Origin of the sequence: Mesorhizobium sp. M0698 (assembly GCF_040320455.1) — a bacterium.
Taxonomy (GTDB): Bacteria; Pseudomonadota; Alphaproteobacteria; order Rhizobiales; family Rhizobiaceae; genus Mesorhizobium.
In genome coordinates this window covers 1-15,649 of the sequence record NZ_JAMYPQ010000046.1, presented here as the reverse complement: position 1 = coordinate 15,649, position 15,649 = coordinate 1, and the positions used below count along the sequence as shown (strand labels likewise).

Below are 15,649 nucleotides of genomic sequence, written 5' to 3'. Positions count from 1 at the left end.
CTTCCGGCGCCGCATCGATCTGGTCGTAGCGCTTGTATTCGCCAAAATACTTGGTGATCGCCGCCGTCAGCGACGTCTTGCCATGATCGACGTGACCAATCGTGCCAATGTTCACATGAGGCTTAGTGCGCTCGAATTTACCTTTTGCCATGTGATCTCTCCATTCCTGCCAGCCCGTGCGGGCCTTGAATTAAGTTACTGATGCAACTCGTTTCGAGTTACGCGTATTTCTTCTGGACTTCCTGGGCGACCGCGGTCGGGACCGGCTCGTAGTGGTCGAACTGCATCGTGTAGGCCGCGCGGCCCTGGCTCATCGAGCGAAGGTTGTCCACGTATTTGAACATGTTGGCGAGCGGCACCATCGCGTTGATGACCACAGCCACGCCACGGGCTTCCTGGCCCTGGATCTGGCCGCGACGGCCGTTCAGGTCGCCGATAACGCTGCCGACGTAATCTTCCGGCGTCACCACTTCGACCTTCATGATCGGCTCGAGCAACTGCACGCCAAGCTTGGGCGCTGCTTCACGGAAGCAGGCGCGGCCGGCGATTTCGAAGGCCAGAACCGACGAGTCCACGTCGTGGTAGGCGCCATCGATCAGCGTCGCCTTGACGCCGATCATCGGGAAGCCGGCGAACGGGCCCGAGGTCATGACGCTGTTGATGCCCTTTTCGACACCGGGGATGTATTCCTTCGGCACAGCGCCGCCGACGATCTTGGTTTCGAACTCGAATTCGCTGCTTTCCGGATTCGGCTCGAACAGGATCTTGACGCGGGCGAACTGGCCGGTACCACCGGTCTGCTTCTTGTGCGTGTAGTCCTGCTCGTGCTTGCGGGTGATCGTCTCGCGGTAGGCCACCTGCGGCGCGCCGACATTGGCCTCGACCTTGAACTCGCGGCGCATGCGGTCGACGATGATGTCGAGGTGAAGCTCGCCCATGCCGGAAATGATCGTCTGGCCCGATTCCTCGTCGGTCTTGACGCGGAAGGACGGATCCTCGGCGGCCAGGCGGTGAAGGGCGAGACCCATCTTTTCCTGGTCGTTCTTGGTCTTCGGCTCGATGGCGATCTGGATGACCGGATCGGGGAATTCCATGCGCTCGAGGATGACCGGATGCAGCGGATCACTGAGCGTGTCGCCGGTGGTGGTGTCCTTGAGACCAGCGAGGGCGACGATGTCGCCGGCAAACGCCTCTTCGACGTCGGCGCGCGAATTAGCATGCATCTGCAACATGCGGCCGATGCGCTCTTTCTTGCCCTTCACGGTGTTGTCGACCGAGATGCCCTTGGTGAGCTTGCCCGAATAGATGCGGGCAAAGGTGAGCGAACCGACGAACGGGTCGTTCATGATCTTGAAGGCAAGCATCGACAGCGGCTCGTTGTCGTCGGCGTGACGCTCGATCTCGGCGTCGGTCTTGGCGTCGACGCCCTTGATGGCCGGGACATCGGCCGGCGACGGCAGATATTCGACGACGGCGTCGAGCAGCGGCTGCACGCCCTTGTTCTTGAAGGCCGAGCCGCAGAACATCGGATAGAACTTCACCGCGATCGTGCCCTTGCGGATGAGCGCACGGATCTCATCGTTGCTCGGCATCTTGCCTTCGAGGTAGTTCTCGAGCGCCGTTTCGTCCATTTCGACGGCGGCCTCGATCATCTTCTCGCGGTACTCTTCGGCACGAGCCTTGAGGTCGGCAGGGATCTCGACGATGTCCCAGGCAGCGCCCAGCGTCTCGTCGCGCCAGACCAGCGCGTTCATCTCGACGAGGTCGACGACACCCTTGAACTCGGTCTCAGCGCCGATCGGCAGCTGCATGACGACGGCATGTGCACCGAGGCGCGAACCGATCATCTCGACCGAGCGGTAGAAGTCGGCGCCGATCTTGTCCATCTTGTTGCAGAAGATCATGCGCGGCACGCGGTACTTGTCAGCCTGGCGCCAGACGGTTTCCGTCTGCGGCTCGACACCGGCATTGGCATCGAGCAGCGCGATGGCGCCGTCAAGCACGCGCAGCGAGCGCTCGACTTCAATGGTGAAGTCGACGTGGCCAGGGGTGTCGATGATGTTGAAGCGGTGCATCTTGCCGTCGCGACCCTTCCAGAAGGTCGTGGTCGCGGCCGACGTGATGGTAATGCCGCGCTCCTGCTCCTGCTCCATCCAATCCATGGTGGCAGCGCCGTCGTGGACTTCGCCGATCTTGTGCGACTTGCCCGTGTAATAGAGGACGCGCTCGGTGGTCGTCGTCTTGCCGGCGTCGATGTGCGCCATGATACCGAAATTGCGGTAGTCTTCGATTTTATATTCGCGGGCCATGGGAGGTGCCTCTTCAGTCTCGTTCGCGCTTTACCAGCGGTAGTGCGCGAAAGCGCGGTTGGCTTCTGCCATCTTGTGGGTGTCTTCACGCTTCTTGACGGCGGTGCCGCGGTTGTTGGCCGCGTCCATCAGCTCGCCGGAGAGGCGGTCGACCATAGTGGTCTCGTTGCGGTTGCGGGCGGCGGCAATCAGCCAGCGGATGGCCAATGCCTGACGGCGCTCGGGGCGCACGTCGACCGGAACCTGGTAGGTGGCGCCGCCGACGCGGCGCGAACGCACTTCCACATGCGGCGCGACATTGTCGAGCGCCTGATGGAAGACGGTGACCGGCTCCTGCTTGGTCTTGGACTGAACCTGGTCGAGCGCGCCGTAGACGATGGTCTCGGCAACCGACTTCTTGCCGTCATACATGACGGCGTTCATGAACTTGGTGACGATCAGATCGCCGAACTTCGGGTCCGGATTGATCTCACGCTTTTCTGCACTGTGACGACGGGACATTTTTTCTCTGCCTCAATTCTACGCGGTGGCCTGGATCCCGGATCGTCGCTTGACGCCGCCCGGAACGACCTTGGCTACGCTTCGGTCACTTCGGACGCTTGGCGCCGTATTTCGAACGGCGCTGCTTGCGGTTCTTCACGCCTTGCGTGTCGAGCACGCCGCGGATGATGTGGTAACGGACGCCCGGAAGATCCTTGACGCGACCGCCGCGGATCATCACCACCGAGTGCTCCTGAAGGTTGTGGCCTTCGCCGGGGATGTAACCGATCACTTCAAAACCATTGGTCAGGCGGATCTTGGCCACCTTGCGCAGCGCCGAGTTCGGCTTCTTCGGCGTCGTGGTGTAGACGCGCGTGCAGACGCCCCGCTTCTGCGGGTTCTGCTGCATGGCCGGGACCTTGTTGCGCTTCACCGGCGCAATGCGCGGCTTGCGGATCAGCTGGTTGACGGTAGGCATTAAACCCTCTTGTCTCTCAATTCCGTGTCTCGCCCGGTCAGGGCCGCTCAAAGCGTCATTTCCATACGCAAATTCGGGCCACAAACCGCGCCTCGCGGTCTTGCCCGAACAAATCGCAGAGGAAGCGGAAGCCGCTTCATGCACGCCGGAAATGTCTTTTCGCTCGTAAAACGAACCCTGTTTGAGGCAAACTCCAAAGCGTGTCGCTTCGGAAGCAAGAGCCTCACATCGGTTCTGACTGGGCGGCTTCTACTCGTATGGCCACTGTCCGTCAACCCCGGAGCGGCAAATATTGCGCTGAACCCGAGGCTTGGCAGCCATGCGAAAAGCGCATGTAATTTTCTTGCGTCGTTTTTCAAGAGGAAGCCAGAAAGTGACCGGCTTGCGGCTGTTTCCAGGCCGTGCTTCGTGCGAAAAGGCGGCATGAGCAGCCCAAAACCCCTCGCCCGGAGGTACGAACCCGTGAATGACAATGAGGAGCGCCCGGTCACCATTATTACCGGCCGGGTGTGGAGGCGCAAAGGCGGCAAGGCGGAAGGCGTGCATGTGATGCTGGTCGCGCCGGACGACGATTCGGCGGTGCGCCGCGCTCTCGAATCGCTCGCCGCCGAAGGTTATGCCGAGGCCGAGCTCGATCAGATCGGCGACATGGACGGCGTGCCCGACGAGGAGCCGCATCTGTCCGCCTATCAGGGCGCGCTCGAAGGCGAAGTGTCGATCGTGACGTTCGATGTGCCGATCTGAAGAGATCTGAATCGCGGTCGATCTCACGGGCCGGCGACAAAGCCCGGCGACTTGCCCGGCACAAGTTCTCTGCTAAGAAGCGACCTCTGGCAAAACCAAGCACACTCAACCTGCGGAGCTCCCATGTCCTCTAATCCCATCAAGCTCGGCATCGTCGGCGTGGGGAAGATCGTCCGTGACCAGCACCTGCCGGCGCTGGCGAAGGACCAGGATTATCGCCTGGTCGCCGCAGCGAGCCGCCACGGCAAAGTCGAAGACATCCCGAATTTCCCGACGATCGAGGCGATGCTCGACTCGGTGCCGGAGCTCGAGGCGGTGTCGCTGTGCATGCCGCCGCAGTTTCGTTACGACGCCGCGCGCTTGGCGCTGGCGGCGAAAAAGCATGTCTTCCTGGAAAAGCCGCCCGGCGCCACGGTCAGCGAGGTCGAAGACCTGAAGGCGCTGGCGACAGCGAACGGCGTCTGCCTGTTCGCCAGCTGGCACTCGCGCTATGCGCCAGCTGTCGAAGCTGCGCGCGCATTCCTTGGATCGACAACGATCAGGTCGGCCGCCATCAATTGGAAAGAAGACGTGCGCCGCTGGCATCCGAATCAGGAATGGATCTGGGCTCCCGGCGGCTTCGGCGTGTTCGATCCCGGCATCAACGCGCTGTCGATCGCTACCCACATCCTGCCGCCGATGTTCATCAGCTCGGCAGAACTCGATTTCCCCGAAAACCGCGCGGCCCCGATCGCCGCCCATATCGCCTTCCGCACTTCGAACGGTCTGCCGGTGACGATGGAACTCGACTGGCGTCAGACCGGCCCGCAAAGCTGGGACATCCTGGCCGATACCGAGGCCGGATCGATGGTGCTTTCTGGCGGCGGCTCAAAGCTCGCCATCGATGGCCGCGTCGTTCACGAGGAGCCGGAAGCCGAATATCCGATGCTCTACAAGCGCTTCGCCGAGATCGTGCGCGCCGGCACCTCCGACGTCGATCTCGCGCCCCTGCAGCACGTCGCCGACGCCTTCATGCTCGGCAAGCGCAATGTGGTCGAGGCGTTTTTCGACTGAGAATACTCGGCTCTGCCTTCGTAGCGATGGCCGTCGACGTTTGTCGGCGGTTCAAGATGGCGAGGGCGGCGTGACAAGCAACCTATTCGTCAGCGATTTCAAGGGTTGTGACTTTAGCAGTTTCTCGTCGATGTCGTTGCCCGACAATGCGGTACGAAATAATGAATTCCATCCTCGATGCAATGAGGTTCAAGTCGTCGGAAAACTTTCCGTCAATCGAAAACAGCAGCTTCAAGCGACGCTGCGACGGGGCGCTGGCATGATCGAGCCATCCGTAAACACGGAATGCGCCTTGTTCTCCCCATGCACGCTGTTGCTGCCAAGACGGTACCGAAGGGTTGTCTGCGTCCGATATGTCATAGACAGCAACGCGGCCGTCGTGCGTTGCTGTGACGGCATCGACCATAATCAAGCTGCGGCTCCAGTTGGTAACCGTCAACGTTGCGCGGCGAGCATGGCGGTCTCTCGTTATGACAAATTCGGGTTCTGCGTCACCAACAGTGAAGGCTGTTTGTTTCTGCGCCTCACGGGCTTGAGCGGCAAGATATGGCAGCGCAACGGCCGCGCCGACAAATGCAGCCCAGCCACTCAGAGCCCCAAACCATTCTCTCAAACAGGCTCCTCCGATTTCGTCAGGTCGACAATAGCCAAGGCTAGTGAAGCCATTCACCCAAACGAACACCGAGAGCGCGCCCATGAACCCGAACGCTATCCCCAGTGCCAAATTGCCGTCTTTGTCTCCCCTCATAGACGGACGCATATCACGCAATCCCGCGAAATAGCGAGGGCTGCATGGACATGCAGGTTTCCCTGATTCATGGCGCCATCGTTCATGGCGCCACCGATCAAGATGGCCAACGCCGTCATGCTCGGCAGGCGCAATGTGGTGGAGGCGTTAGTGGGCGTCGGCCGGATCGCAGGTCCGGCCGCTCACCGCCTAAGTTCAATTGACGATCGCTATTGCAAAGCCGTCATAGCCCTTGGCGCCAACAGTCTGGATCGCGGTGCCTTCCAGACGTTTGTCGCTGCCGATGAACGAGAACGCCGCGCGTGCCCCTTCGACATTGGCATCGCGACCATCTTCATTCACCACCGCGCCGTCACGGATGACATTGTCGCAGACGATGACGGTCCCCGGCCTCGAAAGACGCATGGCCCAGGACAGATAGTGCGGGTTGTTCGGCTTGTCGGCGTCGATGAAGATGAAGTCGAACGGCCCGGCATTCTCGGCGCCTAAGGCCGCAAGCGATTGAAGCGCCGGTCCGACCCGCAGTTCCACACGGTCAGACACCCCTGCCCGTTCAAAGTTCGACCGCGCGACACTGGCGTGGTGCGGATCAAGCTCGAGCGTCACGACCTTGCCGTCCATCGGCAATGCTCGCGCCATCCAGATTGTCGAATAACCGCCCAAGGTGCCGATTTCGAGTACCTTCCTCGCTCCCTGCATTCGCGCAAGAAGTGAGAGCAGCTTGCCTTGTGCCGGGGAAACGTCGATAGGCGGCAGGCCCTGATCATGGTTGGCCGCCAGAACGGCATCAAGAGCGGGATCCGCCTCGAAAAGAGCTTCGACAATGTAGTCGTCGACAGCAGCCCAGATCTTCCTGCTCATCGTTCTCCTCCGATCCGATTGGGGAACCACAACGCGAAAAAGGGGCCACTTGGGCCCCTTTTTATCTTCTCTTGCTTGCGCGCTTACTGCGCGGCGTTAACCATGTCGGTCAGCATCGGCTCGGCGACCTCGACGCCGGACGCCTTGCGGCGCTCGTCGATGATCAACTCGTCGCGCGAGGTGGCGATGCGCCGGATCTGGCTCATCGTACCGCCGGTACCGGCCGGGATCAGCCGGCCGACGATGACGTTTTCCTTCAGCCCCTGCAGCATGTCGGTCTTGCCGGCAACCGCAGCTTCGGTCAGCACCCTCGTCGTCTCCTGGAAGGAGGCGGCGGAGATGAAGGACGGCGTCTGCAGCGAGGCCTTGGTGATGCCGAGCAGCACCGGCTGGCCTTCGGCCGGCTTCTTGCCTTCCTCGACCAGGCGCTCATTGACCTCTTCCAGCTCGATCACGTCGACGTGGTCGCCCGGAATGTAGGTCGAATCGCCCTGCGTGGTGATCTCGACCTTCTGCAGCATCTGGCGAACGATCACCTCGATGTGCTTGTCGTTGATCGACACGCCCTGCAGTCGGTAGACCTCCTGGATTTCGTTGACGAGATAGGAGGCAAGCGCCTCTACGCCCTTGATCGCCAGGATGTCGTGCGGCGCCGGATTGCCGTCGAGGATGTAGTCGCCCTTCTCGATGACGTCGCCGTCCTGGAGATGGAACGGCTTGCCCTTCGGGATCAGGTATTCGACCGGCTCAAGCGTCGAGTCATGCGGCTCGATGATGATGCGGCGCTTGTTCTTGTAGTCGCGGCCGAAGCGGATCGTGCCATCGATCTCGGCGATGATGGCGTGATCCTTCGGACGGCGTGCCTCGAACAGTTCGGCCACACGCGGCAGACCGCCGGTGATGTCCTTGGTCTTGGCGCTTTCCATCGGGATACGCGCCAGCACGTCGCCGGGGCGAACCTGTGCGCCCGGCTCGACCGAAAGAATGGCCTCGACCGAGAGCAGGAAGCGGGCGTCGCCGCCCTTCGACAGCTTGCCGACCTTGCCCTTGGCATCCTGGACGACGATCGCCGGCTTGAGGTCGTTGCCGCGTGGCGTCGAACGCCAGTCGATGACCTCGCGCTTGGTGATGCCGGTCGATTCGTCGGCGGTTTCCTGGACGGAAATGCCATCGACCAGATCCTCGAATGCCACCCTGCCCTCGATTTCGGTGAGGATCGGGCGGGTATAAGGATCCCACTCGGCGATACGCTGGCCGCGTTTCACCTTGTCGCCATCGTCGACGAAGATGCGCGAACCGTAGGTGACGCGGTGCGTGGCGCGTTCCTTGCCGGCTTCGTCGAGGATCAGCACCGCCATGTTGCGGCCCATGACCATCAGCTGGCCGTCGGAGTTGCGCACCACGTTGCGGTTGCGGATCTCGACCTTGCCCTCGTACGAGGCTTCAAGGAACGAGGAATCCACCACCTGCGCCGTGCCGCCCATGTGGAAGGTACGCATGGTGAGCTGGGTGCCCGGCTCGCCGATCGACTGCGCCGCGATGACGCCGACAGCCTCGCCCTGGTTGACGGGCGTGCCGCGGGCCAGATCGCGTCCGTAGCAGACCGCGCAGACACCGACCCTGACCTCGCAGGTCAGCGCCGAACGGATGCGGACCGACTGCACGCCGGCCTTTTCGATCAGTTCCACGTCACGTTCGTCCATCAGTGTTCCGGCCTTGACCAGAACCTCACCGGTGACCGGGTGGGTGATGTCGTCGAGCGAGGTGCGGCCGAGAACGCGCTGGCCAACCGAGGCGACGACCTGACCGGCATCGACGATCGGCTGCATGGTGAGGCCCTTGTCGGTGCCGCAGTCGAGCGAGTTGACGATGCAGTCCTGCGCCACGTCGACGAGACGACGCGTCAGGTAACCCGAGTTCGCCGTCTTCAAGGCGGTGTCGGCCAGACCCTTGCGGGCGCCGTGGGTCGAGTTGAAGTACTCGAGCACGGTGAGGCCTTCCTTGAAGTTCGAGATGATCGGCGTCTCGATGATTTCACCGCTAGGCTTGGCCATCAGGCCGCGCATGCCGGCGAGCTGGCGCATCTGGGTGGGCGAGCCGCGCGCACCGGAGTGCGACATCATATAGATCGAGTTCATCGGCTTCTGACGGCCGTTGTCCTCGAACTCGACCGCCTTGATGCGGGCCATCATTTCGTCGGCGACCTTTTCCGAGCACTTGGCCCAGGCGTCGACGACCTTGTTGTACTTCTCGCCCTGGGTGATCAGGCCGTCATTGTACTGCTGCTCGTATTCCTTGGCCAAAGCCTCTGTGTCGGAGACCAGCTTGATCTTGGCATCCGGGATCAGCATGTCGTCCTTGCCGAACGAAATGCCGGCGCGGCAGGCATGGCTGAAGCCGAGAGCCATGATGCGATCGCAGAAAATGACCGTCTCCTTCTGACCGCAATGGCGGTAGACGGTGTCGATCATCTTGGAGATGTTCTTCTTGGTCATCTCCTGGTTGGCGGTCTCGTAGGGCACGTTGTGGTTCTTCGGCAGCAGCTCGCCGATGATCATGCGGCCAGGCGTGGTGTCGTAGATCTTCGACACGACCTTGCCGTCGGCGTCGACCGTGCGGAAGCGCCCCTTGATCTTGGCATGCAGCGTCACCGCCTTGGTCTCGAGCGCGTGCTGGAGTTCGCCCATGTCGGCAAACACCATGCCCTCGCCCGGCTCGTTCTGATTGACGATCGAGAGATAGTAGAGACCGAGAACCATGTCCTGCGACGGCACGATGATCGGCGCACCGGAAGCCGGGTGCAGGATGTTGTTAGTCGACATCATCAGCACGCGGGCTTCGAGCTGCGCTTCCAGCGACAGCGGCACGTGGACCGCCATCTGGTCGCCGTCGAAATCGGCGTTGAAGGCCGTGCAGACCAGCGGGTGAAGCTGGATCGCCTTGCCTTCGATCAGGATCGGCTCGAACGCCTGGATGCCGAGGCGGTGCAGCGTCGGTGCGCGGTTCAAAAGCACCGGATGCTCGCGGATGACCTCGTCGAGGATATCCCAGACCTCCGGACGCTCCTTCTCGACCAGCTTCTTCGCCTGCTTGACGGTCGAGGAGTAACCCTTGGCGTCGAGACGGGCGTAGATGAAGGGCTTGAACAGTTCGAGCGCCATCTTCTTCGGCAGGCCGCACTGGTGCAGCTTGAGCTCCGGACCGGTGACGATGACCGAGCGGCCGGAATAGTCGACGCGCTTGCCGAGCAGGTTCTGGCGGAACCGGCCCTGCTTGCCCTTCAGCATGTCGGACAGCGACTTCAGCGGACGCTTGTTGGCGCCGGTGATGACGCGGCCGCGGCGGCCGTTGTCGAACAGCGCATCGACGGCTTCCTGCAGCATGCGCTTTTCATTGCGCACGATGATGCCGGGCGCGCGCAGCTCGATCAGCCGCTTCAAGCGGTTGTTGCGGTTGATGACGCGGCGATAGAGGTCGTTCAGATCCGACGTCGCGAAACGGCCGCCGTCCAGCGGGACAAGCGGGCGCAGATCCGGCGGGATCACCGGAACCACCTTCATGATCATCCATTCCGGACGGTTGCCGGATTCCATGAAGTTCTCGACGACCTTGAGCCGCTTCAGGTACTTCTTCTGCTAGGGCTCGGAGGTGGTCGACGCCAGCTCAGAACGCAGATCGCCGGCGATCTTCTCGAGGTCCATGCCGGCCAGAAGGTCGTGGATCGCCTCGGCGCCGATCATGGCGGTGAACGAATCCTCGCCATACTCGTCGACGGCCATCATGTACTCTTCCTCGCTGAGCAGCTGGTGCTCCTTCAGCGCGGTGAGGCCGGGTTCGGTAACGATGTAGTTCTCGAAGTAGAGGACCCGCTCGATGTCCTTCAGCGTCATGTCGAGCAGCGTGCCGATGCGCGACGGCAGCGACTTCAGGAACCAGATGTGGGCGACCGGTGCCGCCAGCTCGATATGGCCCATGCGCTCGCGGCGGACGCGCGACAGCGTGACTTCGACGCCGCACTTCTCGCAGATGACGCCCTTGTATTTCATGCGCTTGTACTTGCCGCACAGGCACTCATAGTCCTTGATCGGGCCAAAAATGCGCGCGCAGAACAGGCCGTCACGCTCCGGCTTGAAGGTGCGGTAGTTGATGGTCTCCGGCTTCTTGATCTCGCCGAACGACCAGGACAGAATCTTCTCAGGGCTGGCAAGCGAGATCCGGATGGAATCGAACACCTGCGCAGGCGCCTGGGGATTGAAGAGATTCATGACCTCTTGGTTCATGCCGTTCTCCTTTTCGGGGTCCTCGAAAACCCCTTGCATCTAGCGCGGGCCAAACGCCCGCCGACTTGATCGGCCATCGGCCGAAGAAACTCTCTTGTTTGAGCATGATCTTGGCCGAAAACCGGTAACCACTTTTCGGGATCATGCTCGGCGCCCAGTCGCGAGAGCCCTCTCTCGCGACCGAGCGTCTTGCCTATTCGGCCGCGTCGGGCAGCCGGATCGGGTTGTCGTCGAGCTTGGTGTTCTCCAGCTCGACATTGAGGCCGAGAGACCGCATTTCCTTGACGAGAACGTTGAAGCTCTCGGGGATGCCGGCCTCGAAGGTGTCGTCGCCTCTGACGATCGCCTCGTAGACCTTGGTGCGTCCGGCGACGTCATCCGACTTCACCGTCAGCATCTCCTGCAGCGTGTAGGCGGCGCCGTACGCTTCGAGCGCCCAGACCTCCATCTCGCCGAAGCGCTGGCCACCGAACTGCGCCTTGCCGCCCAGTGGCTGCTGGGTAACGAGCGAGTACGGACCGATTGAACGCGCGTGGATCTTGTCGTCCACAAGGTGGTGAAGCTTGAGCATATATATGTAGCCCATCGTCACTTTGCGATCGAACGGCTCGCCGGTGCGCCCGTCATAGAGCTGCGACTGACCGCTGGTGTGCAGGCCCGCCTGCTCCAGCATGATGTTGATGTCGGCCTCGTGCGCGCCGTCGAACACCGGTGTCGCGATGGAGACGCCGCGGCGCATCTGCTCGCTGAGGCGAACGATGCTCTCGTCGTCATATTCGCGGACCGGCTCGTTGCGGTCGTTGGAAGGCATGAAGCTCTCAAGCGTCTTGCGCAGCGGCTTGATGTCGCCCGCCGTCTTGTACGCGTCGATCAGATCGCCGATCTTCCTGCCCATTCCGGCGCAAGCCCAGCCCAGATGCGTTTCCAGGATCTGGCCGACATTCATGCGGCTCGGCACACCCAGCGGGTTGAGCACGATGTCGGCATGCGTGCCGTCCTCGAGGAAAGGCATATCCTCGACCGGAACGATCCGCGACACGACACCCTTGTTGCCGTGCCGGCCGGCCATCTTGTCGCCGGGCTGCATCTTGCGCTTCACGGCCACGAAGACCTTGACCATCTTCATGACGCCCGGAGGCATTTCGTCGCCGCGCTGCACCTTCTCGACCTTGTCCATGAAGCGCTGCTCGAGCGCCTTCTTGGAATCGTCGTACTGGCCACGCAGGGCTTCCAGTTCGCTCTGGAGCTTTTCGTTCTCCACGGCAAACTGCCACCACTGCGAACGCGGATACTCGTCGAGCGTGTCCTTCGACAGCTTCGAGCCCTTCTTGAAGCCCTTCGGCCCGGCAATCGCTTCCTTGCCGACGAGAACGTCGGAAAGACGCGAATAGACGTTGCGGTCGAGGATCGCCTGCTCGTCGTCGCGGTCCTTGGCGAGGCGTTCGATCTCCTCGCGCTCGATCGCCATGGCGCGCTCGTCCTTCTCGACGCCGTGGCGGTTGAAGACACGCACTTCGACGACGGTGCCGAAGGTTCCCGGAGGCATGCGCATCGAGGTGTCGCGCACGTCCGAGGCCTTTTCACCGAAGATGGCGCGCAGCAGCTTTTCTTCCGGCGTCATCGGGCTTTCGCCCTTCGGCGTGATCTTGCCGACCAGGATGTCGCCCGGCTGCACTTCCGCACCGATGTAGACGATGCCGGCCTCATCGAGGTTCTTCAGCGCTTCTTCCGAGACGTTGGGAATGTCGCGCGTGATCTCCTCCGGCCCCAGCTTGGTGTCGCGGGCCATGACTTCGAACTCCTCGATGTGGATCGAGGTGAAGACGTCGTCGGCGACGATGCGCTCGGACAGGAGGATGGAATCCTCGTAGTTGTAGCCGTTCCACGGCATGAACGCGACCAGCACGTTACGGCCGAGGGCCAGATCGCCGAGCTCGGTCGACGGGCCGTCGGCGATGATGTCGCCCTTGTTGACCCGGTCGCCCATGCGCACCAGCGGACGCTGGTTGATGCAGGTGTTCTGGTTCGAACGCTGGAACTTCATCAGCCGGTAGATGTCGACGCCGGACTTGCCGGGATCGAGATCTTCCGTGGCGCGGATGACGATACGCGTCGCGTCCACCTGGTCGACGATGCCGCCGCGGCGGGCGCCGATGGCGGCGCCCGAGTCACGGGCGACGATCGGCTCCATGCCGGTGCCGACGAACGGCGCTTCGGCGCGCACCAGCGGCACGGCCTGACGCTGCATGTTCGAGCCCATCAGCGCACGGTTGGCGTCGTCGTTCTCGAGGAACGGGATCAGGGCCGCGGCCACCGACACCATCTGCTTCGGCGACACGTCCATCAGATCGACGTTTTCGCGCGGCGCCATCATCACTTCGCCGGCGTTGCGGCAAATGACGAATTCGTCGACGAAATGACCATTCTTGTCGAGCTCGGCATTGGCCTGCGCGACGTGGTGCTTGGCCTCTTCCATAGCCGACAGGTAAACGACCTCATTGGTCAGCTTGCCGTTGACGATCTTGCGGTACGGGCTCTCGATGAAGCCGTATTTGTTGACACGCGCGAAGGTCGCAAGCGAGTTGATCAGGCCGATATTCGGGCCTTCCGGCGTCTCGATCGGGCAGATGCGGCCGTAATGCGTCGGGTGCACGTCGCGCACCTCGAAACCGGCACGCTCGCGGGTCAGACCGCCCGGTCCAAGCGCCGAAAGACGGCGCTTGTGGGTGATCTCCGAAAGCGGGTTGGTCTGATCCATGAACTGCGACAGCTGCGAGGAACCGAAGAACTCGCGTACGGCGGCAGCCGCCGGCTTGGCGTTGATCAGGTCCTGCGGCATCACCGTATCGATCTCGATCGAGGACATGCGTTCCTTGATCGCGCGCTCCATGCGCAGCAGGCCGACGCGGTACTGGTTCTCCATCAGCTCGCCGACCGAGCGCACGCGGCGGTTGCCGAGATTGTCGATGTCGTCGATCTCGCCCTTGCCGTCGCGCAGTTCGACCAGCGTCTTGACCACGGCCAGGATGTCGTCCTTGCGCAGCACGCGCACGGTATCCTCGGCCTTGAGCTCGAGGCGCATGTTCATCTTGACGCGGCCAACGGCCGACAGATCATAGCGCTCGCTGTCGAAGAACAGCGAGTTGAACATGGCTTCAGCGGTTTCCAGCGTCGGCGGCTCGCCGGGGCGCATGACGCGGTAGATGTCGAACAGCGCGTCCTGGCGGCTCTCGTTCTTGTCGACGTTGAGCGTGTTGCGGATGTAGGCGCCGACGTTGACGTGGTCGATGTCGAGGACCTTGATCTCATCGTCACCGGTGCCAAGCAGCACTTTCAGCGTCTTTTCGTCGATCTCGTCACCGGCTTCGAGGAAGATCTCGCCGGTCGCGTAGTTGACAATATCCTCGGCAAGGTAGTTGCCGAGCAGATCCTCGTCGGTCGCCTTGATCGCCTTGAGACCCTTTTCGCCAAGTGCCCTGGCCTGGCGGGCGGTGATCTTCTTGCCGGCCTCGACGACGACTTCGCCGGTGTCGGCGTCGACCAGGTCGCCAACGGCCTTGAGCCCGCGGAAACGCTCGACGTTGAACGGGATGCGCCAATGGTCGCCGGCGCGCTTGTAGGTGATCTTGTTGTAGAAGGTCGACAGGATCTCTTCGCCGTCCATGCCGAGCGCCATCAGCAGCGACGTCACCGGAATCTTGCGGCGGCGATCGATGCGGGCATGCACGACGTCCTTGCTATCGAACTCGATGTCGAGCCACGAACCGCGATAGGGAATGACGCGCGCGGCAAACAGAAGCTTGCCGGACGAGTGCGACTTGCCCTTGTCATGGTCGAAGAAGACGCCTGGCGAACGGTGCATCTGCGAGACGATGACGCGCTCGGTGCCGTTGACGATGAAGGTGCCGTTCAAGGTCATGAGCGGCATGTCGCCCATGTAGACGTCCTGCTCCTTGATGTCCTTGATCGACTTGGCGCCGGTATCCTCGTCGATATCGAACACGATGAGGCGCAGCGTCACCTTGAGCGGCGCCGCATAGGTCAGGTCGCGCTGCCGGCATTCGTCAACGTCGAATTTCGGTCCCTCGAACTCATACTTCACGAATTCCAGCATCGAGGAGCCGGAAAAATCGGAAATCGGGAAGACCGACTTGAAAACTGCTTGCAGTCCCTCGTCAGGACGCCCACCCTTGGGCTCCTCCACCATCAGGAACTGGTCATAGGATGCCTTCTGAACCTCGATCAGGTTCGGCATCTCCGCAACTTCCGGGATCTTTCCGAAAAACTTGCGTACGCGTCTGCGGCCATTGAAAGTCTGGGTCTGGGCCATCGTCGCTCCTTAGCTCAATTCTCGGGACGAGCCTCGCCGCGGCTCGCCTTGCATCTCGGGCCACCTTGGCGGCCCTGTCTTGTTGCCCGCCGCCTGTCGGCGGCTTCTTGTCTTTTCACCCGGCGCCAATTGGCGGCGGGCCAGAAACGGGAGAAAACCCGTTTCCTGAAGGCCGGTTTGCGGCCCTCAGGAAAGAGGTTTTCGCACTCTTCGCGTTACGCAGCCTCCCTTCGACGCGAAAGGAGTGGCGGGGGGGGCGCCGCCGAGCGCCCGGGCGCAACCGAAAGATTAGTTTGGGCGATGGGCCCCCAGGCGGACACAGGGGCGGGTAAGATTTAGCGCACGGCCGGGTAAAAGCGGGCGATT

General features: G+C 62.0%; 9 protein-coding genes and 1 pseudogene. 2 read left to right on the top strand and 8 right to left on the bottom strand.

The features are described from left to right. The 4 genes from NKI16_RS32920 to rpsL form a co-directional block, all read right to left on the bottom strand. A partial coding sequence (locus NKI16_RS32920) for a GTP-binding protein (RefSeq protein ID WP_352643320.1) occupies window positions 1–151 on the bottom strand: 151 nt, incomplete at its 3' end. Window positions 152–218: 67 nt separating this feature from the next. Next, window positions 219–2,309 carry an elongation factor G gene (gene fusA / locus NKI16_RS32915; RefSeq protein ID WP_023680448.1) on the bottom strand — a complete coding sequence of 697 codons (2,091 nt, stop codon included), beginning with the start codon at window positions 2,307–2,309 and terminating at the stop codon, window positions 219–221. Between the two features lie 30 nt (window positions 2,310–2,339). Then, the gene (gene rpsG, locus NKI16_RS32910; protein ID WP_008875664.1) at window positions 2,340–2,810 is read right to left on the bottom strand and encodes a 30S ribosomal protein S7; all 471 of its coding nucleotides are present in this window, start codon (window positions 2,808–2,810) and stop codon (window positions 2,340–2,342) included. Between the two features lie 85 nt (window positions 2,811–2,895). Then, window positions 2,896–3,267 (bottom strand): 30S ribosomal protein S12, encoded by a 372-nt coding sequence (gene rpsL / locus NKI16_RS32905; protein WP_006333356.1) that lies wholly within the window; start codon window positions 3,265–3,267, stop codon window positions 2,896–2,898. A 462-nt stretch (window positions 3,268–3,729) separates the two neighbouring features. Between rpsL and NKI16_RS32900 the strand changes: the two genes are divergently transcribed. Both NKI16_RS32900 and NKI16_RS32895 read left to right on the top strand, forming a co-directional pair. Then, window positions 3,730–4,011 (top strand): transcriptional regulator, encoded by a 282-nt coding sequence (locus NKI16_RS32900; RefSeq protein ID WP_352625516.1) that lies wholly within the window; start codon window positions 3,730–3,732, stop codon window positions 4,009–4,011. A gap of 123 nt (window positions 4,012–4,134) precedes the next feature. Beyond that, entirely contained in the window at window positions 4,135–5,064 is a 930-nt protein-coding gene (locus NKI16_RS32895; protein ID WP_352625515.1) for a Gfo/Idh/MocA family protein, read from the top strand. Window positions 5,065–5,146: 82 nt separating this feature from the next. Here the strand turns inward: NKI16_RS32895 and NKI16_RS32890 are convergent, their stop codons facing one another. From NKI16_RS32890 to rpoB, 4 genes and pseudogenes are all read right to left on the bottom strand, one after another. Then, complete coding sequence (locus tag NKI16_RS32890) at window positions 5,147–5,761, bottom strand: hypothetical protein (RefSeq protein ID WP_352625514.1); 615 nt, start codon at window positions 5,759–5,761, stop codon at window positions 5,147–5,149. Window positions 5,762–6,007: 246 nt separating this feature from the next. Then, window positions 6,008–6,673 (bottom strand): O-methyltransferase, encoded by a 666-nt coding sequence (locus NKI16_RS32885; protein WP_352625512.1) that lies wholly within the window; start codon window positions 6,671–6,673, stop codon window positions 6,008–6,010. Between the two features lie 83 nt (window positions 6,674–6,756). Continuing rightward, window positions 6,757–10,953: pseudogene (rpoC, locus tag NKI16_RS32880) on the bottom strand (DNA-directed RNA polymerase subunit beta'). Window positions 10,954–11,146: 193 nt separating this feature from the next. Then, window positions 11,147–15,283 carry a DNA-directed RNA polymerase subunit beta gene (gene rpoB, locus NKI16_RS32875; protein WP_023680443.1) on the bottom strand — a complete coding sequence of 1,379 codons (4,137 nt, stop codon included), beginning with the start codon at window positions 15,281–15,283 and terminating at the stop codon, window positions 11,147–11,149. Between the last annotated feature and the right edge of the window lie 366 nt (window positions 15,284–15,649).

What these genes read in the sequence shown, in the direction of transcription:
- fusA (WP_023680448.1), bottom strand. Translation starts at nt 2,309, where the DNA reads ATGGCCCGCGAATATAAAATCGAAGACTACCGCAATTTCGGTATCATG.
- rpsG (WP_008875664.1), bottom strand. Translation starts at nt 2,810, where the DNA reads ATGTCCCGTCGTCACAGTGCAGAAAAGCGTGAGATCAATCCGGACCCG.
- rpsL (WP_006333356.1), bottom strand. Translation starts at nt 3,267, where the DNA reads ATGCCTACCGTCAACCAGCTGATCCGCAAGCCGCGCATTGCGCCGGTG.
- NKI16_RS32895 (WP_352625515.1), top strand. Translation starts at nt 4,135, where the DNA reads ATGTCCTCTAATCCCATCAAGCTCGGCATCGTCGGCGTGGGGAAGATC.
- NKI16_RS32890 (WP_352625514.1), bottom strand. Translation starts at nt 5,761, where the DNA reads ATGGGCGCGCTCTCGGTGTTCGTTTGGGTGAATGGCTTCACTAGCCTT.
- NKI16_RS32885 (WP_352625512.1), bottom strand. Translation starts at nt 6,673, where the DNA reads ATGAGCAGGAAGATCTGGGCTGCTGTCGACGACTACATTGTCGAAGCT.
- rpoB (WP_023680443.1), bottom strand. Translation starts at nt 15,283, where the DNA reads ATGGCCCAGACCCAGACTTTCAATGGCCGCAGACGCGTACGCAAGTTT.